At 56.1% G+C, this 22,705-nt stretch carries 15 protein-coding genes and 9 pseudogenes; 2 read left to right on the top strand and 22 right to left on the bottom strand.

The window, feature by feature from the left end; genetic code table 11:
* Nucleotides 1–83: 83 nt before the first annotated feature.
* A complete protein-coding gene (gene flgM / locus JZM24_RS01740) occupies nt 84–380 on the top strand; it encodes a flagellar biosynthesis anti-sigma factor FlgM (protein ID WP_215668355.1) in 297 nt (98 codons plus the stop codon).
* Nucleotides 381–383: 3 nt separating this feature from the next.
* A complete protein-coding gene (locus tag JZM24_RS01735) occupies nt 384–803 on the top strand; it encodes a flagellar protein FlgN (RefSeq protein ID WP_215668354.1) in 420 nt (139 codons plus the stop codon).
* A gap of 261 nt (nt 804–1,064) precedes the next feature.
* Here the strand turns inward: JZM24_RS01735 and JZM24_RS01730 are convergent, their stop codons facing one another.
* The 22 genes and pseudogenes from JZM24_RS01730 to JZM24_RS01620 all read right to left on the bottom strand — a co-directional run bounded on the left by JZM24_RS01730 (nt 1,065) and on the right by JZM24_RS01620 (nt 22,423).
* Entirely contained in the window at nt 1,065–1,517 is a 453-nt protein-coding gene (locus JZM24_RS01730; protein WP_215668353.1) for a flagellar protein FlhE, read from the bottom strand.
* A pseudogene (locus tag JZM24_RS01725) lies at nt 1,517–3,523 on the bottom strand (flagellar biosynthesis protein FlhA). Before JZM24_RS01725 ends, JZM24_RS01730 begins: the two are co-directional and overlap by 1 nt.
* Nucleotide 3,524: 1 nt before the next feature.
* A pseudogene (flhB, locus tag JZM24_RS01720) lies at nt 3,525–4,659 on the bottom strand (flagellar biosynthesis protein FlhB).
* 234 nt (nt 4,660–4,893) lie between these two features.
* Nucleotides 4,894–5,529, bottom strand: coding sequence for a protein phosphatase CheZ (gene cheZ / locus JZM24_RS01715; protein WP_376775503.1), 636 nt, complete (start codon nt 5,527–5,529; stop codon nt 4,894–4,896).
* 12 nt (nt 5,530–5,541) lie between these two features.
* Nucleotides 5,542–5,931, bottom strand: a complete 390-nt coding sequence (gene cheY, locus JZM24_RS01710; RefSeq protein ID WP_215668352.1) for a chemotaxis response regulator CheY — start codon at nt 5,929–5,931, stop codon at nt 5,542–5,544.
* Between the two features lie 35 nt (nt 5,932–5,966).
* Nucleotides 5,967–6,650, bottom strand: a pseudogene (locus JZM24_RS01705) (chemotaxis protein CheB); the annotation flags it as partial.
* Between the two features lie 56 nt (nt 6,651–6,706).
* A pseudogene (locus JZM24_RS01700) lies at nt 6,707–7,357 on the bottom strand (methyl-accepting chemotaxis protein); the annotation flags it as partial.
* Nucleotides 7,358–7,504: 147 nt separating this feature from the next.
* The gene (locus JZM24_RS01695) at nt 7,505–7,993 is read right to left on the bottom strand and encodes a Tar ligand binding domain-containing protein (protein WP_215668351.1); all 489 of its coding nucleotides are present in this window, start codon (nt 7,991–7,993) and stop codon (nt 7,505–7,507) included.
* A gap of 43 nt (nt 7,994–8,036) precedes the next feature.
* Nucleotides 8,037–9,107: pseudogene (locus JZM24_RS01690) on the bottom strand (methyl-accepting chemotaxis protein); the annotation flags it as partial.
* A gap of 221 nt (nt 9,108–9,328) precedes the next feature.
* Entirely contained in the window at nt 9,329–9,652 is a 324-nt protein-coding gene (locus JZM24_RS01685) for a Tar ligand binding domain-containing protein (RefSeq protein ID WP_215668350.1), read from the bottom strand.
* A 121-nt stretch (nt 9,653–9,773) separates the two neighbouring features.
* A complete protein-coding gene (gene cheW, locus JZM24_RS01680; protein ID WP_215668349.1) occupies nt 9,774–10,265 on the bottom strand; it encodes a chemotaxis protein CheW in 492 nt (163 codons plus the stop codon).
* A 36-nt stretch (nt 10,266–10,301) separates the two neighbouring features.
* Nucleotides 10,302–11,966, bottom strand: a pseudogene (cheA, locus tag JZM24_RS01675) (chemotaxis protein CheA); the annotation flags it as partial.
* A gap of 279 nt (nt 11,967–12,245) precedes the next feature.
* A pseudogene (locus JZM24_RS01665) lies at nt 12,246–12,630 on the bottom strand (Hpt domain-containing protein); the annotation flags it as partial.
* Nucleotides 12,631–12,727: 97 nt separating this feature from the next.
* Nucleotides 12,728–13,582 carry a flagellar motor protein MotB gene (gene motB, locus JZM24_RS01660; RefSeq protein WP_215668348.1) on the bottom strand — a complete coding sequence of 285 codons (855 nt, stop codon included), beginning with the start codon at nt 13,580–13,582 and terminating at the stop codon, nt 12,728–12,730.
* Entirely contained in the window at nt 13,582–14,481 is a 900-nt protein-coding gene (gene motA, locus JZM24_RS01655) for a flagellar motor stator protein MotA (RefSeq protein WP_215668347.1), read from the bottom strand. Before motA ends, motB begins: the two co-directional genes overlap by 1 nt.
* Before the next feature lie 108 nt (nt 14,482–14,589).
* The gene (gene flhC / locus JZM24_RS01650) at nt 14,590–15,171 is read right to left on the bottom strand and encodes a flagellar transcriptional regulator FlhC (RefSeq protein ID WP_215668346.1); all 582 of its coding nucleotides are present in this window, start codon (nt 15,169–15,171) and stop codon (nt 14,590–14,592) included.
* Between the two features lie 2 nt (nt 15,172–15,173).
* Complete coding sequence (flhD, locus tag JZM24_RS01645; protein ID WP_215668345.1) at nt 15,174–15,524, bottom strand: flagellar transcriptional regulator FlhD; 351 nt, start codon at nt 15,522–15,524, stop codon at nt 15,174–15,176.
* Between the two features lie 1,821 nt (nt 15,525–17,345).
* Entirely contained in the window at nt 17,346–17,708 is a 363-nt protein-coding gene (arsC, locus tag JZM24_RS01640) for an arsenate reductase (glutaredoxin) (RefSeq protein WP_215668344.1), read from the bottom strand.
* 459 nt (nt 17,709–18,167) lie between these two features.
* Complete coding sequence (locus tag JZM24_RS01635) at nt 18,168–18,665, bottom strand: FidL-like protein (protein WP_215668343.1); 498 nt, start codon at nt 18,663–18,665, stop codon at nt 18,168–18,170.
* Nucleotides 18,662–19,483, bottom strand: coding sequence for a winged helix-turn-helix domain-containing protein (locus JZM24_RS01630; RefSeq protein WP_215668342.1), 822 nt, complete (start codon nt 19,481–19,483; stop codon nt 18,662–18,664). Before JZM24_RS01630 ends, JZM24_RS01635 begins: the two co-directional genes overlap by 4 nt.
* A 147-nt stretch (nt 19,484–19,630) precedes the next feature.
* Nucleotides 19,631–20,829 (bottom strand): annotated as a pseudogene (locus tag JZM24_RS01625) (IS3 family transposase).
* A 573-nt stretch (nt 20,830–21,402) separates the two neighbouring features.
* Nucleotides 21,403–22,423 (bottom strand): annotated as a pseudogene (locus JZM24_RS01620) (phosphotransferase enzyme family protein).
* Nucleotides 22,424–22,705: the final 282 nt, after the last annotated feature.

Below are 22,705 nucleotides of genomic sequence, written 5' to 3'. Positions count from 1 at the left end.
ATGACTAAAGTTTTCGCGCCTGGCGCCGATAATTAGGTAATAGCGCCGTTCCAATTACCGAACTCAACGTAAGCGAGGCTTGTATGAGTATTGAAAGTAGCCGTCCTGTTCAATCCCTGGCACCGCTGCAAAACATCGACGGCAACACCGTGCAGGCGCAGAAAAACAAAACTGCCGCCAGCGCCGGAAACCAAGATAACCAAAGCACGGTCAGTCTGAGCGACACGCTGGATCACCTGCAAAAGCAAGACAGTCAGGATATCGATGTGGCCAAAGTCGAGCGTATCAAAAATGCCATTCGTGACGGCTCACTGACCATGGATAGCGGTAAAATCGCCGAAGCGCTGATAAGCCAGGCGCAGTCGATGTTGGATGATTAAGCCATGAAAACGTTGCTGGCCGCGATGGCCGAACTGGAGGCAACGCTTGCCCAGGAACAGCAATTATTAAGCGCCGGACAGGTCAATGCGCCGCTGCTGCACCGCACCACCGAAACCAAAGATGAGCAACTAAGCACGCTACAGCATATGAATCATCAGCGTCAGGCGCTGGAACAAGAGACGGGATGGCAGGCGCCTTACGTTAACGATGCCAATCTTCAGGCCGGATGGGAGACTATCGTCGGCCAGACCCGCACGCTACAGCAGCACAATCAGCGTAACGGCCTGCTGCTGGATGTTCATCTCAAATTGAATCAGCGCGGCTTGTCCTCCATGACGGAGCAGCGCAGCCTGAGCAGAATGTACGATCCCAAAGGGCACGCCAGCGCGCATGCATTGCTAGGCCCCAAATTCAGCGTCTAGCGCTATTCCGCAGGTGGTCGCATTCTGCGGGTAACGCTATCCGGCAGGGGGTCACATTCAGCACGTCGCGATATTCAGCATGCGCTCGCATTCAGCGGGTAGCGCTATCCGGCAGGGGGGCACATTCAGCGGATAACGCTTTCTAGCAAGTGGTCACATGTTGCCAGTGACGATACGCAGTTGGTGGTTACATTTATCCTACAACGATAGCCAGCATGTGGTCACTGTCAGCCAATAACGATATTCAGCAAGTGGTTACCTTCAGCGGGTAACGACGCTCCTCCCTGCGCTTTGGTAGTTTATCAGTAGCCGATAGTGCAGCAGACGCACCGGCGGCACAATCGCTCCACGCCCCGACCATTTCAGCCACAGCGTCACCGAATTGCCGGCGGGCTGCCCCGTCAGCGCCAGACTGCGCCCGGCCAATCCATCGGGAAAAAAGCACCGCTCTCCCTGACAAATCGCCAGCCGTACGCCCGCCGCCAGCGGTCGTTCGCTCTCGAGATGCCAGCTGACAGAGGTGACAACGGCATCCGCCGGCGGCGGACGGCGCGGGCGCAGGGCCGGACTGACAACGGCGCCGCCGCGCTGGGTAAGGATTAACTGCGTGCCGCTCCCCTGCCAGGCGCCGTCCACGGCCCGCGCCAGCGGCGCTATCGCCAGTAGTCCCAAGAGCCAGCAGGTCGATACGCCCCCCCCATGCCGCCACTCCATTACGCCTGCCCGCCAATCACGGCGGTCATCCGCAAACGTCGTTCATCGCCGATCTCCTGCGTGGAGAGCACGGCCAGTTGCGGCAACGCGCGGCGTAAAAAGCGGGCCAGCAGCGGCCGCAGCGCCGGCGCCACCAATAATACCAGCGGCGCGTTAAGGCTTTCTTGCCGCTGTACTGCGGATTGCGCCTGTGCCAGCAGCCTGTCCGCCATGCCAGGCTCCATCCCGCCGCCGTTTTGCAGCGCCTGCAGCAATACGCGTTACAGCGTGACGTCCAGGCCGATCACCTGGATCTCTTCACTGTCCTGGAAGTAGTGCTGGGTAATGGCACGGCCCAACGCGCCGCGCACCACCTGGGTCAAATCGGCGGCATCTTTTTTCACCGGCGCATGTTCGGTGAGCACTTCAATAATGGTACGCATATCGCGGATGGGGATACTCTCCGCGAGCAGATTGCGCAGCACTTTCTGAAACTGCGTTGGCGGCAGGGTGGCCGGGATAAAGTCCTCGGTCAATTTGGGCATCTCTTGCGTAACGCGTTCCAGCAGCTGCTGCGTTTCCTGCCGCCCCAACAGCTCGCTGGCGTATTTGCCTATCAGATGGTTTAAATGGGTCGCTACCACGCTACTGGCTTCCACTACGGTATAACCTTGAATCTGCGCCCGCTCTTTTAGTGCGCTATCAATCCACACCGCCGGCAGGCCAAAGGCCGGATCGCGGGTCACATCGCCGCTCAACGCCCCTTCCGCATTGCCGGTATTGATCGCCATCCAGCGGCCGGGAAAGGCTTCGCCGCGCCCGATCTCCACCCCTTTGAGCAAAATGCGGTACGCCGCCGGCTGCATTTCCAAATTATCGCGAATATGCACCACCGGCGGCAAAAAGCCCATTTCCTGAGCGAATTTCTTACGGATGCTGCGGATCCGACCCAGCAGCTCGCCGTTTTGTAGCGCGTCCACCATGGGAATTAACCGGTAGCCCACTTCAATACCCAGCGGATCTTCCAACTGTACGTCGCGCCAGCTGGCCTCGGCCATCTGCGGACTGTCCTCGCGTCGGGCCACCGGCGCGGAGACCGGCGCCGGCGCATCCAGCCGGCCCAACAGCCACAGCACGCCGGCGGCCAGCAACATCACCTGCGGTTTACTGAACAGTTGACTGACCATTTGCTGGCCGACATCCTGATGGGTACCAACGCGGGTCACGATCACGCCGGCGGCGGTGGAGATCACCAGCGCCGGGATTTGCGCCACCAATCCGTCGCCGATGGTCAAGAGGGTATAGCTTTGCGCGGCCTGCCCCAACGCCATATCATGCTGCAATAACCCGACCATCAGACCGCCGACGATATTGATAACCATGATCAATATGCCGGCAATGGCATCGCCGCGTACAAACTTGCTGGCGCCGTCCATCGAGCCGTAAAAGTCGGCCTCCTGGGTAACCTCGCTGCGGCGGCTTTTCGCCTCGTCCTCGCCGATAAGGCCGGCATTGAGGTCCGCGTCGATAGCCATCTGTTTGCCGGGCATACCGTCGAGCACGAAGCGGGCGCCCACTTCGGCAATACGCCCGGCCCCCTTGGTGATGACTGTAAAGTTGATGACCACCAAAATGATAAACACCACAATACCGATGGCGAAATTGCCGCCGACCAGGAAATGGCCGAAGGCCTCCACCACCCTCCCCGCCGCATCCGTGCCGGTATGGCCCTGCAGCAAAATGATCCGCGTGGAGGCCACGTTCAGCGACAGGCGCAGCAAGGTGGAAAATAGCAGCAGGCTGGGAAAAGCGGCGAAATCGAGCGTGCGGCGGGTGAACATCGCCACCAACAGCACAATGATCGACAGCGCGATGTTGAAGGTAAACAACAGATCCAGGATGAACGCCGGTAGCGTCAGCACCATCATCGACAAGATCATCAGGACTAACACCGGTCCCGTCAGGATCTGCCACTGACCGGTATTCATATTGGTGGGCAAGCGCAGTAGCGCAACCAGATTAGCCATATCACTCTTTCTCTGGATCAAAATCCAGCGCCTCAGGCACCGGTAGGTCGATGGGTTTTTTCGGCATGAAGCCCCCTTGGCGCTGCCAGCGACGCAGCTGATAAACCTAGGCCAGCACCTCGGCCACCGCCGCGTACAGCGCGGTGGGAATGGTCTGGCCTATCTCGCTGTGGCGATACAGCGCGCGGGCCAGCGGCGGCGCCTCCAACTGGGGAATGCGGTGCTCCGCCGCCACCGCGCGGATACGTAATGCGATTTCGCCGAAGCCTTTGGCCAGCACTTCCGGCGCGCTGCGTTTACCGTCCTCATAGCGCAGCGCCACCGCAAAATGGGTGGGGTTGGTAATCAACACATCCGCCTTGGGTACATCGGCCATCATACGGCGCCGGGCCATGGCCAGCTGCTGCTGGCGGATGCGGTTTTTTACCTGAGGGTCGCCTTCCTGATTTTTAAATTCATCGCGGATGTCCTGGCGGCTCATGCGCAGTTTTTTCAGGTGACTCCAAAGTTGCCAGAACACGTCGAAACCGACGATGGGGCTAAGGCCGACGATGATAAACAGCATACAGGCGGTGATTGTCCACATGGCATCACCCAGCGCCGGCACCGCGGGCTCCATAACCAGATGCAGCATACGCGGCCAGTTGTGCCATAAAAAGCCGCCGGTGATGCAGCCAAATACCACCGCTTTCAGTATCGCCTTGAACAGCTCCGCCAGGACTTGTGAGGAAAACATCCGCTTTAGTCCGCTGAGCGGATTGACTTTTTTGATATCAAACTTGATCAACGACGGATTGAACGTGATCCCACCCAGCAACATCGGTGCGCCGAGGGCCACCAAAATTAGACCTGCGAACAGCGGTATCAGCGCCAGAACGGTCTGGCTGAGCAGCGGCGGTCAGACTTTGGCGATCGTTGCCGATCAAACCATGATCGAAATGCAGGCCCTGGGCGAGCATCGCCGCCAGTTGGCGGGCCAGGTAAGCGCCGTCCAGCCAGAGCATGGCGCACCCCACCAGCAGCATCAGCATAGAGGTCAGCTCACGCGATCGGGGGATCTGTCCCTCTTCACGGGCTTTTTCCTGCCGGTGCTGGGTGGGCGCCTCGCTTTTTTCTACATCACTGTCTTCCGCCATCCAGGATCCCGCAAGCACAGCGCCGGTTGGAATAATGGGCGTAAGAATGCCAAAAATAGCGCTATTTTTATGGCGCGAACATAAGGCTAAACCGCAGGCTATTCAGCGGATAGATCGGCGTCGCCAACAGGGCCGGCCAGTTGCCCGGTGACACTAGCACGCCTGAGGGTACGGCCACGCCGGCACGCCGCAGAGGGGCCGACCAGCCGCCCGGTGACGCCGCAGATGTCGGTCTTAAAAACCGAGGCTGTCGAGCAGATCGTCCACCTGATCCTGATTCGCCACCACGCCGGCGGCGGTATGATCCAATTGCGGGCCATTGAGCAGCCGTTCACTACCCCGAGGCTGGGCCGGCTTGTCGGGCATGTTTTCCAGCAGCACCATCAGCAGCTGCTTCTCGATTTCCTGTACCACATCCATCATGCGTTTTATCACCTGCCAGGTCAGATCCTGGAAATCCTGCGCCATCATAATTTCCAGCAATTGGGCGTGGGTGAAAGCGGTCTGCTCCGGCACATCGGCCAGATACTGGCGCGTTTCATCCACCAGCTCGCGGGCTTGTTCCAGCGGCATCGGCTCGGCGAACCACGCATCCCAGCGCGACGTCAGCGTGCGCGCCCCTTGCTCAAGCGCGGTTTGGCGAGGTTGTGCGGCCTCGAAGCAATTCAGCGCCCGTTCGGGCGCCTGGGCGGTCATTTGCACCACATAATCCAGCCGATCGCGCGCATCGGGAATGGCTTCTGCCGCCTGGGCGATCGCCTGCTCCAGACCCAGCTCGCGCAGGCTGGTACGCAGCATACGGGTCAATTGTCCGATGCGGGCGATGATATCCGTACCGTTAGCGTCTGAGATATCCATTGGGGTCGTCATGGTCGCTCCTGGTTACATGCCCAGCTTATCGAAAATTTTGCTCAACTTTTCCTCAAGGGTAGCCGCGGTAAAGGGTTTCACCACATAGCCGCTGGCGCCCGCCTGCGCTGCCGCCACTATGTTTTCCTTTTTGGCTTCAGCGGTCACCATCAGTACCGGCATCGCCGCCATGGCGCCGTCGGCGCGAATGGCCTGCAACAAAGACAAGCCATCCATGTTCGGCATATTCCAGTCTGAAATGACAAAGTCGAACGGCGCCGCTTTCAGCTTGACCAGCGCATCGGCGCCGTCCTCAGCCTCTTCAACATTATTAAAACCTGGCTCTTTCAGCAAGTTGCGAACAATGCGCCGCATGGTGGAAAAATCGTCCACCACCAAAAACCTGAGTTCTTTATCTGCCATCACTCCTCCTCACACCCTCTGTACCCTGCCGGGCTTTAGATACGTAACGCCTGAGCGGTACCGATTTGCGCCAGCATCCGCTGGCGCAGATGAGCCAGCGGTACCACTTCATTGCAGGCGCCCAGCGCTACCGCCTCGCGCGGCATCCCATAGACCACGCAGCTGGCCTCATCCTGGCCCAGCGTCCAGGCGCCGGCCTGGCGCATCGCCAGCAGGCCCGCCGCGCCATCGTTGCCCATACCGGTCAAAATAACGCCAACGGCGTTGCGGCCGGCGAATTTCGCCACCGAATGAAACAGTACGTCCACCGATGGACGATGACGGTTAACCGGCGGTCCATCGTGCAGCCGGATCACATATTTGGCGCCGCTGCGCGCCAGTTCCATATGACGGGCGCCGGGGGCGATGTAGGCGTGTCCCGGTAATACCCGCTCCCCTTCCTCCGCCTCTTTCACCGCAATCTGGCAATGTTTGTTTAGCCGATTGGCGAACGAACAAGTGAAGCCGGCGGGCATATGTTGGGTTATCAGCAGCGCCGGACTGGTCACCGGCAGCGGTTCCAGCACCTGGAGAATCGCCTCGGTGCCGCCGGTCGAGGCGCCGATGGAAAACAGCTTTTCGCTGCTGAGCAGTGGACCGTCCAGGATAACCGGCGCCGCCGGCTTCGGGCGATGCGGCGGCAGCCGGACGCGGGCCGCCGTGCGAATTTTTTCGCCAACACGCGGGTAACCGAGCGCACGATTTCATTCATGGTATCGCCGGCGGCGGTCACCATGCGCGAGCCTTGCTGTACCCGGCTGACCGATTCATCAATCAGGCCCTTAATTTGCTTGGCCGCCTGGGCGCTGCGCTGGGCCAAATTGCGCACTTCCCCCGCCACCACCGCAAACCCGCGCCCCTGTTCACCGGCGCGCGCCGCTTCCACCGCGGCGTTAAGCGCCAGGATGTTGGTCTGGAAAGCGATACCGTCAATTACGCCGATGATGTCACCGATTTTCAGCGAGCTGGCGTTAATCTCGGCCATATGTTTCACCACATCGCCGGTGATGGCGTTACCCTTGTTGGCCGCCGAAGACGCCGCCCTGGCCAGATCGCTGGCCTGATGGGCGTTGCCGGCGTTCTGTTTCACGGTCGAGGTAAGCTGTTCCATACTGGTAGCGGTTTCTTCCAGCGACGCCGCCTGTTGCTCGGTACGCGAGGACAGATCGTTGTTGCTGGCGATAATCTCCGACACCCCGCTCAACATGGCATCGGTACCGTTTCGTACCGCGCTGACCGTCCCGGCCAGCTCGTCACGCATCGCCTGCAATTGGCGAAACAGCTGGCTGATTTCATTACTGCCGTGTACCAGAATATGCCGGCTCAGATTGCCGCGGGCGATAGCGTCGAAGTGTTCGCGCATCTCGGTCAGCGGCCGCAGCAACATGCGTTTTAGCCAGATCAGCGCCAGCAACGCCAGCCCCAGCGCAACGCACACAAAAACGCCATTAAGCCAGCCGGAGTAGACATTGATATCGACAATCTCTCTGCCCGCCATGTCAATACTGGCATCGAGCGAAGACAGGTTGGCTTTTTACGCGGCTTCAAAGACATCCTGCGCGCCCTGGGTCGGGCTGGCGATAAAAGCGTCGACGTTGCCGTTATCGAGAAAATCAATCAACCCCTGCAGGTTTTCGGTCAAACCATTAAACGCCTGTACCGTCCGCTCATGCAGGGCTTGCCCGCGGGCGTCGCCGACCGGCATCGTGCTATAGGATTTGAATTGCTTTTCCGCCTCGGCGAGCGTTTGCTTGGCGCTGTCCATCAGCGGTGTAATCAGTGTCAGCGGACTGTGGTAAACATAACGCGTCGCCGCCCGGTTCAGGGTGTTGCGGGTTTGCAGTAAGCTGGACCAGGTCTGATTCAGGTTGTTGCGTTGCTGATTGACCCGTTGCACGCTCTGATTAAGCTCGGTACCGCTGCGCAGGTTATAGTAAGAAACAGCGGCCACCACCACCTGCATCAGGCTAAACAGCACCACCAACACCACCATACTGGTGGAAATTTTGATACGCGATAACATCGAAAACCCCTTACCGTAGCTACAAATAGATAAATCAATACGCTTAGAAACTTTCCCAATTGTCGGCCGAGAGCGCGGCGCTGACCGGCGCACGCGCCGGCGTCCGGCTGGTGACGACCTCGGGTTTGCGGGTAGGGGATTGCGCCTCGGGGGTCGGTTTAGGTCCGCCTTCCGACGGCGCGGCGGCCGCGTCCAGATGGAATACCGACACTGCTTGGGTCAGCCGTTCGGCCTGCTGCTGTAAATTTACCGCGGCGGCGGCGGACTGCTGCACCATGGCGGCGTTTTGCGACGTCGCGCGATCGATATCGATAACCGCCTGGCCAACCTGATCGATGCCGCGGCTCTGTTCGTCCGAGGCGGACGAGATTTCGCCCATAATGTCGGTCACCCGGGTCACCGCCGTGACGATCTCCTGCATGGTTTCGCCGGCGCTTTCCACCAGTACCGATCCTTCTTCCACCCGGCTGACCGAATCGTCGATCAAGGTTTTAATTTCTTTGGCGGCCTGGGCGCTACGCTGGGCCAGATTACGCACCTCGCCGGCCACCACCGCAAAGCCGCTGCCCTGCTCGCCGGCGCGGGCCGCTTCCACCGCCGCGTTAAGCGCCAGGATGTTGGTCTGAAACGCGATACCGTCGATGACGCCGGTGATATCGGCGATTTTCTGCGAACTGCCGGCAATGTCCTGCATAGTATGCACGACGTTGTCCACCACTTTGCCGCCGTGACGCGCGGAGTCCGAGGCATTCATCGCCAATTGTTTCGCCTGACGCGCGTTATCGGCGTTCTGCTTCACGGTAGCGGTCAACTGCTCCATGCTGGCAGCGGTTTCTTCCAGCACCGACGCCTGTTGTTTAGTGCGCGCGGACAAATCATTATTACCGGCAACGATTTCGCCGGTGCCGTTGTAAATCCCGTCGGCGCTGCCGCGGACCGCCATAACCGTATCAATAAGGCTTTGCTGCATCTGACGCACATTGTGCGCCAGCGTGCCCATCTCATTGCGGCTGTCGATGGCCAAACGCTCGGTGAGATCCCCGGCGGCAATGCGCTGTATGTGTTCGATAATGCGGTGCAGCGGCGTCATCAGCACCCGGCTGATGGCAAACCAGAGCACTACGCCCACCGCCACCGCGCACAGGAAGATGCCGAGCATGATGGCCACCGAGCGGTAAATGACCTGGCCGGTTTGCCCCACCGCCCGGTCGAACTGCTGGCTATTGCCGTTCAGAAACTGGCGATAGGCTGCGTCGAATTGCGTCAGCGATGCCTGCAGCGCCGCGCCGTCTACGGTATCGTCGCCGCTGTCTTGCAACGCGAGAGTGGCCTGCTCTAGTGGGTCATGCAGGCGGGTAAAGGTCGTTTGCAGGGCGGTAAAATTGTCGGGTGTCGCCGTGTCTGCCTGCACAGCTCCTCCGGACCGGCACCGTTTAGCACCGAAATGCGCGCTTGATTGAAGCCGTCACGCGCCTGCAGAATGCATACCCAGCTGGCGCTGAGCTGCGTTTGCTGTTCGCGCAGCGTTTGGTAAACCTTGAAATAGTGTCTGTCCTGCGTCTGGACCGAATAGAATAATCCGCCGCTAATTATTTGAATCAAGCCATAGCACACCAGGGCGATTAAAATAACGTCAACCACTTTCAATCTGTTTAACATGTCATTGGTTCCTGATTCACCTAATGCTGTTTTATCGGCATGGGGCCGGCAAACTTTATGGCCGGCGGCAGAAAAAAAGGCGGAAGCCCCGCTTCCGCCTTTCGTTGTCCAGCCCCTGCTATCAGGCAACGCTGTCCACCAGCGCCATCTCTTCGCTTGTTAGCAATCGCTCAATGTCCACTAGGATCAGCATGCGGTCTTCCAGCGATCCCAGGCCGGTCAGATACTCTGTCGCCAGCGTCACCGCGAACTGGGGCGCCGTCCGGATTTGTTCGGCGCTCAGGGACAGGACATCAGATACGCCGTCCACCACAATGCCCACCACCCGCTGTTGAAGGTTCAGTACTATCACCACCGTATTGTCGTTATAGCTGATGTCGCTTTGCGCAAATTTGATCCTGAGATCGACAATCGGCACGATGACGCCGCGCAGGTTGGTCACCCCTTTAATAAACGCCGGCGTGTTGGCGATGCGCGTGACCTGGTCGTAGCCCCGGATTTCCTGGACCTTAAGAATATCGATGCCGTACTCTTCGCTCCCCAGGGTAAAAACCAGAAATTCTTCTCCCGCGCTCTCGCCGGCTAATGTCGTTATATTTGCAAGTCCTGCCATGGTTTACCCTTTTAGTCAACGTGAGTGAAAATCAGGCTAAGCGGCGCTGGCCTGGCATTTGTCACGATTCAGGGACTGCAGAGCGGAAACATCCACAATCAATGCCACGCTGCCATCGCCCATTATGGTCGCGGCGGAAATCCCCGCCACCTTGCGGTAATTGCTTTCCAGATTTTTCACCACAATCTGATGCTGGCCGACCAACTGGTCCACCAGCAGCGCATACCGCCGCCCCGCGCTTTGCAAAATGACCGCGATGCCCTCGGTAGGGTAGGTCTTGGCGCCGGAGACATTGAAGATATGGTGCAGCGCAACCAGCGGCAGATACTCCCCCCGTACCTGTAACACCAACTCATCGCCGCCCATGCGATAAAGATCCTGCGCCTGAGGTTGAAGCGATTCCATCACCGTATTCAGCGGCAAAATAAACGCTTCATCGCTGACCCGCACCGACATGCCGTCAAGAATGGCCAGCGTCAGCGGCAACAGAATACGAACGGTGGTGCCTTGGCCCGCTTCGAACACAATATCGACATGGCCGCCCATCGCCTAAATATTACGTTTCACCACATCCATACCCACGCCGCGCCCGGAAACATCGGTCACCGCTTCAGCGGTGGAGAAGCCCTGCGCGAAAATCAGTCTGCCGACGTCATCATCGCTAAGATGTTCACTGACCACCATGCCCTGTGCGCTGGCCTTGGCGAGGATCTTCGCCCGGTTAAGGCCGGCGCCGTCATCACGCACTTCGATACAGATATTGCCCCCCTGATGCTCGGCGGCCAGCACCAGGGTTCCGACGGCGGATTTACCGGCCGCCAGACGGACGTCGGGAGATTCCAGACCATGATCGAGGCTGTTGCGTACCAGATGGGTCAAGGGATCGATGATGCGTTCAATCAAGCTTTTATCCAATTCAGTGGAGCTTCCCTGCATCTCCAGCCAGACCTCTTTACCGAGTTTGGCGGCTAGATCGCGTACCAGCCGCGGGAAACGACTGAACACGTATTCCATCGGCATCATGCGAATCGACATCACCGACTCCTGCAAATCCCGCGCGTTTCGCTCCAGTTGCCCCATACTGTTGAGCAGTTCGCTGTAGCGGGCCGAGTCCAGCTCGCTGGACCGCTGCGCTAACATGGATTGGGTGATAACCAGTTCACCCACCAGATTTATCAGCTGGTCCACTTTCTCCACCGCCACGCGCAGGCTACCGTCGGTGCTCTTAACCGCCATTTTCTGCGCTGCGGCCGGGGCGGCGGACGCCCCCTGCCGGCCCACGGACGCCGCATCCTGCAACACGACGGCGGCGGCAGGGGTGGTGGCGGACGCCGCCGCCGCATCAACCAAGGCATGGTCCGGTTGCTGCCCGGCGGGCGCATTCTGTTCGCCGGCGGCAGCCTCTGCGGAAACCGGCGGCGCATCGACCGAGGCGTCGGCCGTTTCCTGCCCGGCATGCGCATTTTCGCCGGCAACCGCCTCCGCGACGGCTGTCGTGTGCCGGTCCTGCCCGGCGGCGTTAGCAGGGGTGAAACCGATCTGTTCCGGCTCCAGCACGAAACACAGCACGGCGACGATATCCTCCTCGCCGAGCGTAGTTTGCAGCCGCACGCTGAGGCTGTCCTCGGTTTCACTCTCCGCCAGCAGGTCACCCAAATTCGCCAGTTCGTCGCGCATTAAGGCGATTTCCTGCCGGTTTAGCCCGCTGAGCACGATCCCATGCACGATTTCATCCGTGGTCGCCTGGCCGGCACCGTTACCCGCTAGCGCGGCCACCTTAGCGCTGGCATCCACCGTCAGCGGATATTGCCCCTGCCGCGCCGGAATCGGTTTCTACGGACCTGGCACCTACAGTGCCGGCATCGCCGGCGGCGGACATTGCCCCCCCGTTTTCTGTGGTGATTGTCTCTGCAGCGCCGGAAGCGGCATCAGTGGACGTCGTGCCGGCGGCCGGCTCAGACGCACTACTCTGCTCGCCTCGCGCCGTTCGCGCCAATTCGCGTAATGCTTCGCAAATATACCGGTAACTCTCTTCATCGGGTTGCCGGGCCATTTTGTAGGCGTCCAATTGATCCTGCATAATATCCTTGGTCTTCAAAAACAGATCGACGCTGTCGGTATTCAGGGACATCTCACCGCGCCGCGCCTCATCAAGCAGGTTTTCCAGCAAATGCGTGGTCTCCTGCAATGCGCTAAAACCAAAGGTTCCCGCCCCGCCCTTGATGGAATGCGCGGCCCGAAATATGGCGTTCAATTGCTCGCCGTCCGGTACCTGCGGATCCAACTGCAACAAATGTTGCTCCATGTCGGCCAACAGCTCATCGGCTTCATCAAAAAACGTCTGATAAAAAGCACTTAAATCCATGCTCACGGCTTCACCTCTGCGATGGAAAAATTCATTTTGTCGTCGCAGCGCCGGGCGCGGCGGGGATATCCCGCAGCAGCTCCGGCCGCTGGCGCGCCTAGGTGCCATCAAAGATCACCTCCTGACTCTGGCCGTTTTCATGGGCCAAAGACCGCTCGGTCCGCTTATTCAATACCAATAGGCTAATGCGGCGGTTGATGGCCGCGTCTGGATGCTGATTATCCAGATTGAACGTGGACGCCATCACCACCACGCCCAGCACCTTGTTTTCAGCGAGGCCGCCCAATACTAATTCCCGCCGCGACGCATTAGCTCTGTCCGCAGAGAGTTCCCAATTACTGTAACCGTGACCCGCGTTGGCATACGTCGTGGCGTCGGTATGGCCAGAAATGGAGATCTTGTAGGGAATATCATTCAGCACCGGCTCGATGGTACGCAGGATCACGCTCATATAGGGCGCCACTTCCGCGCTGCCGTTGCTGAACATCGGGCGATTTTGGTTATCGATAATTCGTATCCGCAAACCTTCTTCCACCAGACCGATAAGCAACTGAGGACGCAGCTTTTGCAGACGGGGATCGTTGGCAATTAATTGCTCCAATACGTCCCGCAACTGTTTCAGTTTTACCGCATCCTGGCCGGCCTCCGCTGGCGCAAGCGCTTTATGCACATTGCCTTCCTGGCGGGTAGGATCCTCACCGCCGCCCGGTATCGGGCTGAAATCCGAGCTGCTGCTCTCGCCTTTGGTTAGCGCCACTTCCAGCGGCGTACGGAAATATTCGGCCAGACGCGTCAGCTCTTGCGGGCTAGCGATCGCCAGCAACCACATCACCAGAAAAAAGGCCATCATGCTGGTCATGAAATCAGCGAAAACGATTTTCCAGCTGCCGGCGTGGGTACCCGAAGAACGCGCGGGCTTACGCTTGCGAACGATGACAATAGGCTTTTGCATTACGCCGCTTCTTGCACCCCATCCTGCGCTGCCGCTTTAATCAATCCACGCGCCTGTTTGACATGGTTCTCCAGTTCGAGGAACGAAGGTCGCTCGGTGGTAAAAAGCGATTTACGGCCGAACTCGATGGCGATCTGCGGCGCATAACCATGCAAATTGGACAGCAGTGTGATTTTGATGCATTGCAGGACTTTGACGGTTTCGGTTTTCTTCAGGCGCAGCAGCGAGGCCAGCGGTGAGATGAAGGCATACGCCAGCAAAATACCGAGCAGAGTGCCGACCATTGCCTGGGCAATTAACACGCCCAGCTCCACCGCAGGGCGATCCACCGATCCCAGAGCGTGCACCATGCCAAGCACCGCCGCCACGATACCGAAAGCGGGCAGAGAGTCGCCCAGCAAATTGATACTGTTGGCCGGGATGTCGCACTCCTCCTCAAAAGTGTCGATCTCCACGTCCATCAGCGCTTCGATTTCAAACGCGTTCATGTTGCCGCTTATCATCAGCCGCAGATAGTCAGTGATAAAATCCACCAAGGAGGGGTCGTTAAGAATGCGCGGATACTGCTTAAATATATCGCTTTCGGCGGGGTTTTCGACATCGCGCTCCAGGCTGAACATCCCCTGCTGGCGCGACTTTACCATTAGCCTGAACAGCAACGTCATCAGGTCCATGTAGCGGGCTTTGGAGTATTTGGCGCTGCGAAACAACAGCGGTAGCGCCCGGAGCGTGGCTTTAATGGCCTTGGCATTGTTACCGACGATGAAGGAGCCGATACCGGCACCGCCGATGATTAAGAATTCAGCCGGTTGAAACAGCGCGCCAAGATGGCCGCCTGCCATCAGAAAGCCACCCAAAACGGTCGCAATAACAACAATGTAACCCAGTATGACTAACACGATAGCGCTCCTTCGGCGAAGAGCAGGCAAGCAAAAGCGACCCGGCTGGCACCCTCAGGCTACCCCCCTTCTCCGCCGTGGCGGCAGATACCCCGCTGCCTCAGGCGGTCATACCGCGACGCTTCTCTGCTCATCTGACAACATAGAACTATTATCGGCAGCATCCGGCAAAAGTTTACGTCTTTTTACCGCCCGCGACGGCGGCTGGCAGAGACTGCACACAAAACTCTGGCTTGGCTGGTGGGCGTAGGTGATGAAATGTCCATGACAATGGGCACAGGGGGTCGATTGCAGCATGCCGCTGTCGACAAATTTCACCAGCGTCCAGGCGCGGGGCAGCGCCAGCAACGGAATATCGCCATCCTGCTCCGGGCACTGCTCCAGATAGAGACGATAGGCGCCAATCACGGCCTCCACCCACGAGCAGCGCCCATGATTCAGCAGCACCTGGTAGATGTTGTAGAACATCGACGAATGGATATTGTGTTCCCAGGTCATAAACCAATCGGTGGAGAACGGCAGCATCTCCTTCGGCGGCGGATTACCTCGGATCTCTTTGTAAAGCTTTATCAACCGGCCCCGGCTAAGCTGCGTTTCACTTTCCAGCATCTGCAACCGTGCGCCAAGAGAAATCAACTCCATTGCAAGCTGGATTTCTTTTACCTCTTGGACAATACTTTTTTCGGCCATGTTTAACTCTTTCTTTTAAGCGTTGAGCCAGCTTTCGTCGTTAATTGCTCATTTAGTCGGCTGGACAACAAAATACTGGCGTGTATTTGATTAAGATCTTCCACCCGTGAATCCTGTGTCAGTTGGGTAATTGCTTTCGGATCTTCAAAACGAAAAACGCAGAGAAGCTGATTTGTTTCTGCCAGTTTTACCATTTGCGCCATGGTTAATTTCTGCAAAGTCTCCGCCATGGTTTCGCTAATACCTAAGCGAAACATCGCAGAGGATTTATCATTTTGAATTAAACGTTGCGCTAGTGATAAATAAGACAGATTGATACCATAGATATTCTTCAGCACTTCACTGGTATTCATTTTACATCCCTAATGACTATGTTTAGGTGTAGTCGGGTCATCATAATCTCCCTGGAATATGAGGATGTGATCGATAGAACAGGATATTGGCCAAATTGTGATCACGTGGCCAGCGTACTTTCAGGGCGTACGCCGTTATTACCGTCTGCAAAAAGTGAGGCGACAATAGCAGAGCCGCTGACGTTAGCCTTGTCGGCCCGCCAGGACTCATCCATAAGATTCAGTAACAAATTATACGATTAATCCGAAAGTTGGCTGACTCTACCGCTGAATCTGGCTGTTACACAATCAGTGAAGTGGAAATATTTACTAAAAACGTGATACGAATCACACTTTTGGAACATTTTAGCTGATTTTTCTTAGTCTGCTAGCAGATTTCACATTTGAGTCAAGAATTTTGTCGCTCAAAAGAATTGCCTAAGAATCGTATGATAAAAGCCCAAAATTAGTGATTTAATTCTAAAACCCGTCCTTTAGCAGATCAAATTTCTGACTTTCATTATTTTATAGTCGACTATGCCAATATCAGCTCCATCATTAGACGAAATTACTAATCCATCCGATATGATCATTTTTTAAGCAAAAAAACGACCAATTTCACCTGACGCCCGGCATACAGGGTGCTGATGACGCCTGTACCCTGGCCGCAAGCGTAATCAGCGCTTAAGAAAGCGTGGCGAAAATGTTGGCGTTTAGCGTTGAAGAGTAACCGTGTGTGTACTCATGAGGCAGAGGCTGCGGTCTTTTCGAGTATTAGCCCCAGCATGGACGTTATTATTCATGGCTTATTGTTTTGGAAATGTTATAAAAGTTGCGGTTTCGTTATTTCACTACAGCACTTACGCCAATAACACGGTTATTTGCCAAAACGCGCTGGTGGCATTGGCGCGCTAACCATTAGCGCAGCAGTCGAAGCAGGTAGGGAGTCCTATTGTATATTTTCCTTAAACAACGTTGTCCCAAGCAACGCCCTCTCCCTTATCCTTTATCGCTTTGTCGGCGGGATATGACCTATATACCCCCTTTATTGTTATGCGAACCAGTTCAAATACTGGCCATTATTCGTCTAAAATATAAGCTAATGCGTTGCCGGTGCCCGTTGGCTTCGCGCAATAAGACAGGATTAACGTCTTAGTGATAATAATATTTATCCCATAATAATATACTTACCATAAGGCTTATTAATTCACTCTTTATCACGCGCAACGTTAATTATCGCCGCAAACACAGCGGGATAAACATCTTTATTCGTGGAACAAATCGTCGTACGCCTTTAGTAAAGTCTGGAGTCAGGGTTTAGCTATTACCTTTCTTTAATCACTTGTAACAGGTGTCTGAGAGAGACTATGGCCTGTTAGGCAAATAACACTTATCCCGTTTTAAATAGTAATAAGCGCTAACGTTTGCCGCTTGTGATTTGCTTGCGTGACGCAAAGGCGCGCTGTCCTCAACACATGCCGCGGGCGATAAATAGAAAGCATCGCGCCTGCTCCCGCCAAGAGGCGCCGCAGAATAACCCTCATTGCCTGAAGCATTGCCGGCTGCCCGGCCGTTTTATCCAGCGCGCGTCGGCGCCCGATCCTGATGATATCAAGCAGAAGGCAACGAAGGTTTAGCGATAATGTCTGTTAACGCCGGCTGCCCCACCGTTTTATCAAGCACGCGTTGGCGCCTGCCCCTGATGATAACGAGCAGACGGCAACGCACGTTTAGCGATAATGTCTGTTAACGCCGGCTGCCCCGCCGTTTTATTAAGCACGCGCGGCGCCTGCCCCTGATGATACCGAGCAGACGGCAACGCACGTTTAGCGATAACGTCTGTTAACGCGGCGCTGGTATTATTTCCAGCACGGTTTCCGCAGGGCGGCATAGCCGGGTGCCGAGCGAAGAGACCACGATTGGCCGATTAATCAGGATAGGCGCCTTAAGCATAGCTTCTATGAGAAAGTCTTCGCTATGATGACTCGCATCCAGCCCCTTTTGTTGATAGGGCTCTTCCTTGGCACGCAATAGTTCACGAGCGCTTAATCCCATGGCGCTGAGCATCTCTTTTAGCTGCGTTCGGCTGGGCGGTTGTTCAAGATAGAGGATCACGGTGGGTTCAATCCCGCTGTCACGGATCAAGGCAAGCGTTTTGCGCGACATGCCGCAGGCGGGGTTGTGATAAATCGTTATCGAGGTCATAGTCTTTTCCTGTTGTACCAAGCACGATATGTGTCATACCTGCCCCGCTTTGGGGTAGGCTTGACCTAACAGCGCGTGTTCCGGCCGCATCGTCATCAAATATGTCAACGGATTGCCGTTTAGGCCCGCCGAAGGGGTCGGAAACACTGTCGAAGAGGGTATTATGACCGAACTGTTCTTTCAGGCACACCGCAGTAGCCTGATTTCTCTTTCTCTCTTCGTCTAGATAGTCAAGGTACCGCCCTGCAGTGACGACAGCCCCCGCCTGATTGATCGCATGCGCTGCGAGCGATTGCTCTGCCCTGGCGCTAGCGCAGGTGCCTTCGGCCTCAGCTCGATTATGTCACCTTTATATAAAGAAACGCCTGTTGAGACTGCGGGTGCCGATTTTGTCATGTGCAAATTGAAGTCATCCGCCAGCGGGCCTGTCCCCTGCCGGTCATGCCAACGGGGCGGCGTCTATTGCACAACGCAGGTAAACTGGGGAGAGAAGGCGCTGCTGAAAAGGTAGCTATTACGCGTTAACGGTGACACTGAAAGCAGGAGCACATTTTTGTCGGCAGTGTTTTCGCTCCAAAATTCGTCGAATACGGCTTCCTGAGTCTGGTCTAGTGGCGATTTAACCACATCGTCGATTTGATAACGGTAGGCATCTTTCCCCACCCGCTGCGCATGGCTAAGATAAACCGTGCGGGCGAAATAACTATCACTACCGTTATAATTTATATACCCTTCATAGTACAATATTCCCTGTCCCTTGCCGAATAAGCGTGCACGGACATTGAGGGAAAATCTAATGCGTTGATTATCGTCATCAAGATTATTTACCGTGAAAGCTTTGCAATCAATCTGCGGCGTTCGGTTGAAAAGGTCATCGTCAGCGCCCAGAGCGTGTAACAGTCCGCTAGCGACGACGACGACCGCCAATGCAATCAAAATAAGACGTTTAACCTTCATAACATTTTCCGGTTGTAATAATAGAAATTCTCACAGCTGATATTTTCCTGCTTAGCGCCGATGTGACATAGCGAAAGCAAGGTGCGGCCAAAACTGGCGGGGTCATTATCTTTTTCGCTGACGAAATAGACACGTTTATCCTTATCACACACCCTATGGTTTTCCTTGATGATGGCATTCACTTCTTGCAGCTTACGGGCGCGTGCGGCTGCAGGCAAATCGCGCAGGAAAGTGATTTCGCATTTCCCTGACGCGGGAAGTGTAAGCGTGTTGGCAGCCTCCGCGCCCGAGGTCGACCAAAAAGAATAGCTCAGCCCGCCAAGTATCATCATCAACGCCAGACCCCCACCCAGGGCTAAATGGCGTTGATGATTGCGGTTCGGCCCAGGCTGATGACCGACAACAGGCGGCGGCGCAGGCTCACCCGCATCGGCTAGCCTCTCAAGGTCGTTAAGCGGCGTGTGTTGCCCCATTATCGCGTCCGGTGGCGGAGTGATAGTCATCGCCGGATTCAATTTGAATCCGACCTTCGGTAAGGTATTGATAAAGTTATTGATGCCAAGCCCCGCCAGCGTGCGCCGTAGTACGCTAACGTATTGATTAAGATTATTGCCGGAGGCGGTGAGACCGTATTTACTCCACACATTCTCAAGCAATGATTCGCGGGTGAGAATTATGCCGCCGTAGTTGACGAAATACTCCAGCAAATGCGAGGCGGACAAGGTAAGCGGTATCACATCGCCGGTGTGGATATAGACGAGGACATATTCATCTGCGTTAAATTCAATGATATCATTGATAATATATTTTTTAAGCACGATAAGTTGCACCTGTATGACCTAAGTCAGATGGGTAATGGGTATGAAGCCAGGCAGGTCGCCTTTACAGGCAGATTCATTAGCGATAATTAAGCATGACGGGATAATTCTGATCTTGCCCCGCCATCTCCGTACAGCTTTTGTATCTTAAGTTAACGAAGCCCGCTGCCGCCGGTATTCTCTCGGAGAGTGATATCCCAGCGCGCTGTGCGGATGGTTTTCATTGTAATGCGTGAAAGCTGCTGCAAGGTTTCGCAGGGCTGTTCTCGCATCCGGTTTTGGCATGAACTCGATATAGTCTTCCTTCATCGTCTTCACGAACCGTTCGGCCATGCCATTGCTCTGCGGGCTGCTCACCGCTGTTGTGCAGGGCTCCAGATCCAGTTCTCTGGCGAACCTCTGCGTTTCATGCGCGGTATACGCTGAACCGTTGTCCGTCAACCACTGCACCGCTGTATCGGGTAACCTGTCGCCGAAGCGCTTTTCTACCGACCTCAGCATCACATCCTGCACGGTCGAACTGTCGTAGCCTACAGTGCTCGCAGACCAGTCTATGGCCTCTCTGTCGCAGCAGTCCAGTGCGAACGTGACCCGCAGTTTTTCACCGTTGTCGCAGCCGAACTCGAAGCCATCTGAACACCAGCGCATATCGCTTTCTGCCACCGCGATCCTGCCCTTATGCTCACGCCTCGGCCGCTCTGGTTTTCAATGTAATAACAGCAGGTTATGCTCACACATGATCCTGTAAAGTCGTTTCGCATTTACCGGCGGCAGTCCCTCTGCGCGACGTTGTTTACGCAGGATGCCCCACACCCGCCGATAGCCGTAGCTGGGCATATCGCTGATGATGTCGAGGATGTCCGACAGTATTTCAGCGTCTGCTTCGTCATTACGCCGGTTACAGCGCCTGTCCTGCCAGTCGGCAGAACGCTTAATCCGCAGTGACAGCGGCGCACGCGACACGCTCATGGCGCGGCTGACCTGTGCTATTCCCCGGCCTTTGGCAACAAGGGCGCGTGCGCTATCCATTTTCGTGACTGGCCGTACTCCACGGCTTCTTTTAGGATCTCAATCTCCATCGTCTTCTTACCCAGAAGGCGCTGGAGCTCCCGGACCTGCTTCAATGCAGCTGCAAGCTCAGAGGCAGGAACAACGTCCTTCCCGGCAGTGAGGCTGCCTTCCTGATATTGCTTTTTCCACTTAAACAGCAGGCTGGGCTGGATACCGTGCAGTCGTGCGAGATGGGAGACATTCATGCCGGGCTCCATCCTCTGCTGAATAATGGCCATTTTTTCCTGAGGAGTTTTACGTTTACGGACTTCTTGACCTAACAGGATCCCGGTCATATCAAAATTGGCGTTAGTGTTAGACATATATTCAAGCCTATCTCTTATCTGGAGATACAGCTACTGTCTGGTGTTTCAGGGGATAAATCAATGACGGGATAATTCAGGCGTAATGACCATTGCACTGAAAATCTATCTTTCGGCACAAAAAAGTAACATTCTCCACAAGCCATTAAAATATGAAACCCTGACTTCACAATAAGTAAATTCTAAATACTTATTGGTGATATCAATCATTACACATAAAAAATGATTTGATTATTAAAATACTATAAATTCATTTAATTTACATTTATTGATTGGTCTACTTACTATTAATCGCTTTATCACTTGATAACATAACTCACCCTTCCCGGCCCGTCGTCTCAGGCGTTAAATCGAACCAGGGTCATATATTGACGAACGTGCGTTTTTAGATTTTTTTAACCCTTTTTAACCCTTCGTCAGGTTCATTAAACGCGTTACGTACCACCGTCGGTGATGAGCGTGCGCCGCTGGCATCCCCTGACGCCGGGAACCCGGAACAGCGACGTCACGACGGGGCTCCTTGCCACCCTTCCTCGTCGCCATGGCTCAGCCGGCGCCTATCGGTAGCCCGGCGCTATCCCGATATCGGCGGCAGAGACGCAGCGTTTCATCGACCCATTGCGGCCCGAGGGAGAGCGCCTGCTCGGTATCGGCATGCGATCCTACCCACGCCAGTAATTGGATACGCCGCTGCATAAAAAGCGCCGGCAAATACCGACCAATCTTCTGCGCCTAGGGGGCAGTGGCGCTGGTAGCCTTCCAGCCAGCCCGCCACCCATTCCGGCGCGACGGGATGATGTTCGACAAAGCTTATTGCCGCCGCCACGTCGTGTAAATACCAGCCGAATCCGCAGTCGTCGAAATCAATCACCCGCGTGTCATCCTGACAACGCATAACGTTGGTCAGCCGTAAATCAGCGTGGATAAGCCCAAAACGCGCGGGGGGTTTGCCATAATTTCGCAAGGTGTCCGCCGTCAGGCGAAGGCAATTTTCGATAAGGACGCAATCGTCAGGCCGTAAGCCGGGCACCTCCCGCCAGTTTCCACAGTGTCCTTGCGCGCCGACCATTGCGTCATGGTCCCAGGTCAGGCGGCTGAACCCGGCCGGCAGCAACCACTGCCGGCTCTGCTGGTGCAGACGCGCGGTGATTTCGCCCAGCACCACGAAATCGGCATGGCGCACGCGGTTAACATCGCTCTGCAACACCTCACCGTCAATCCAGTCAAACAGCACCGCATAGCGCGGCGAGCCGTCAGCGGTGCGCACCGTGACGACAGACTGGTCATCCTGCGGCAGCCTGACCTGCGGTACCGGAATTCCATCGGCCTGCAGCGCTTGCAGCCAACAGAGTTCACTGCGGATACCGGCCAATGTGTGGTAATCCGGTCGATGGAGGCGCAGCGCGTAACGTTGATTGCGATGGTCAATGACGCGCAACGTGGCGTTTTCGGAGCGGCAAAACAGATCCACCAGCCGCGGCGTCAGCCAGGGATAGGCGGCGAGCGCCTCGTGGGCCAGGCGGACGATCGCGGCATCATCCAGGCTATCGTTTTGTTTGGCAGCCATACTGCCTCCTATCTCAGAAGCAAAGTAAACAAGCACGCAAATCCAATGCCGTTTTCCCACCGCGCGCTTGGGTCGGTGCGTTGCAAAATGACCGTGGTCGCGACATGCGCGTCCACGGATGGCGGCAATGAACCCTATTGTTGGCGAGGGAGAGTATCGGTTACTCTGATAGTTCATTGTGGCTGCAACACCGCTATCGTGCCATAAGCGCTGCCGCGTTTGTCATGCGGCACCACAGCGTGCGGGTAGTGGGCGCAGCGGATATCTCTTTCTGATAAAAGG

Origin of the sequence: Candidatus Sodalis endolongispinus, assembly GCF_018777395.1 — a bacterium.
GTDB classification, from domain to species: Bacteria; Pseudomonadota; Gammaproteobacteria; order Enterobacterales; family Enterobacteriaceae; genus Sodalis_B; species Sodalis_B endolongispinus.
This window is presented reverse-complemented; position numbering and strand designations above follow the sequence as displayed.

Bases quoted from the DNA above. Each gene is read 5' to 3' on its own strand.
- JZM24_RS01730 (WP_215668353.1), bottom strand. From the start codon at position 1,517: ATGGAGTGGCGGCATGGGGGGGGCGTATCGACCTGCTGGCTCTTGGGA.
- cheZ (WP_376775503.1), bottom strand. From the start codon at position 5,529: ATGACGACCCCAATGGATATCTCAGACGCTAACGGTACGGATATCATC.
- cheW (WP_215668349.1), bottom strand. From the start codon at position 10,265: ATGGCAGGACTTGCAAATATAACGACATTAGCCGGCGAGAGCGCGGGA.
- JZM24_RS01695 (WP_215668351.1), bottom strand. From the start codon at position 7,993: ATGTTATCGCGTATCAAAATTTCCACCAGTATGGTGGTGTTGGTGGTG.
- flhC (WP_215668346.1), bottom strand. From the start codon at position 15,171: ATGGCCGAAAAAAGTATTGTCCAAGAGGTAAAAGAAATCCAGCTTGCA.
- JZM24_RS01635 (WP_215668343.1), bottom strand. From the start codon at position 18,665: ATGAAGGTTAAACGTCTTATTTTGATTGCATTGGCGGTCGTCGTCGTC.
- motB (WP_215668348.1), bottom strand. From the start codon at position 13,582: ATGCAAAAGCCTATTGTCATCGTTCGCAAGCGTAAGCCCGCGCGTTCT.
- flhD (WP_215668345.1), bottom strand. From the start codon at position 15,524: ATGAATACCAGTGAAGTGCTGAAGAATATCTATGGTATCAATCTGTCT.
- cheY (WP_215668352.1), bottom strand. From the start codon at position 5,931: ATGGCAGATAAAGAACTCAGGTTTTTGGTGGTGGACGATTTTTCCACC.
- arsC (WP_215668344.1), bottom strand. From the start codon at position 17,708: ATGACCTCGATAACGATTTATCACAACCCCGCCTGCGGCATGTCGCGC.
- JZM24_RS01685 (WP_215668350.1), bottom strand. From the start codon at position 9,652: ATGTTAAACAGATTGAAAGTGGTTGACGTTATTTTAATCGCCCTGGTG.
- JZM24_RS01735 (WP_215668354.1), top strand. From the start codon at position 384: ATGAAAACGTTGCTGGCCGCGATGGCCGAACTGGAGGCAACGCTTGCC.
- flgM (WP_215668355.1), top strand. From the start codon at position 84: ATGAGTATTGAAAGTAGCCGTCCTGTTCAATCCCTGGCACCGCTGCAA.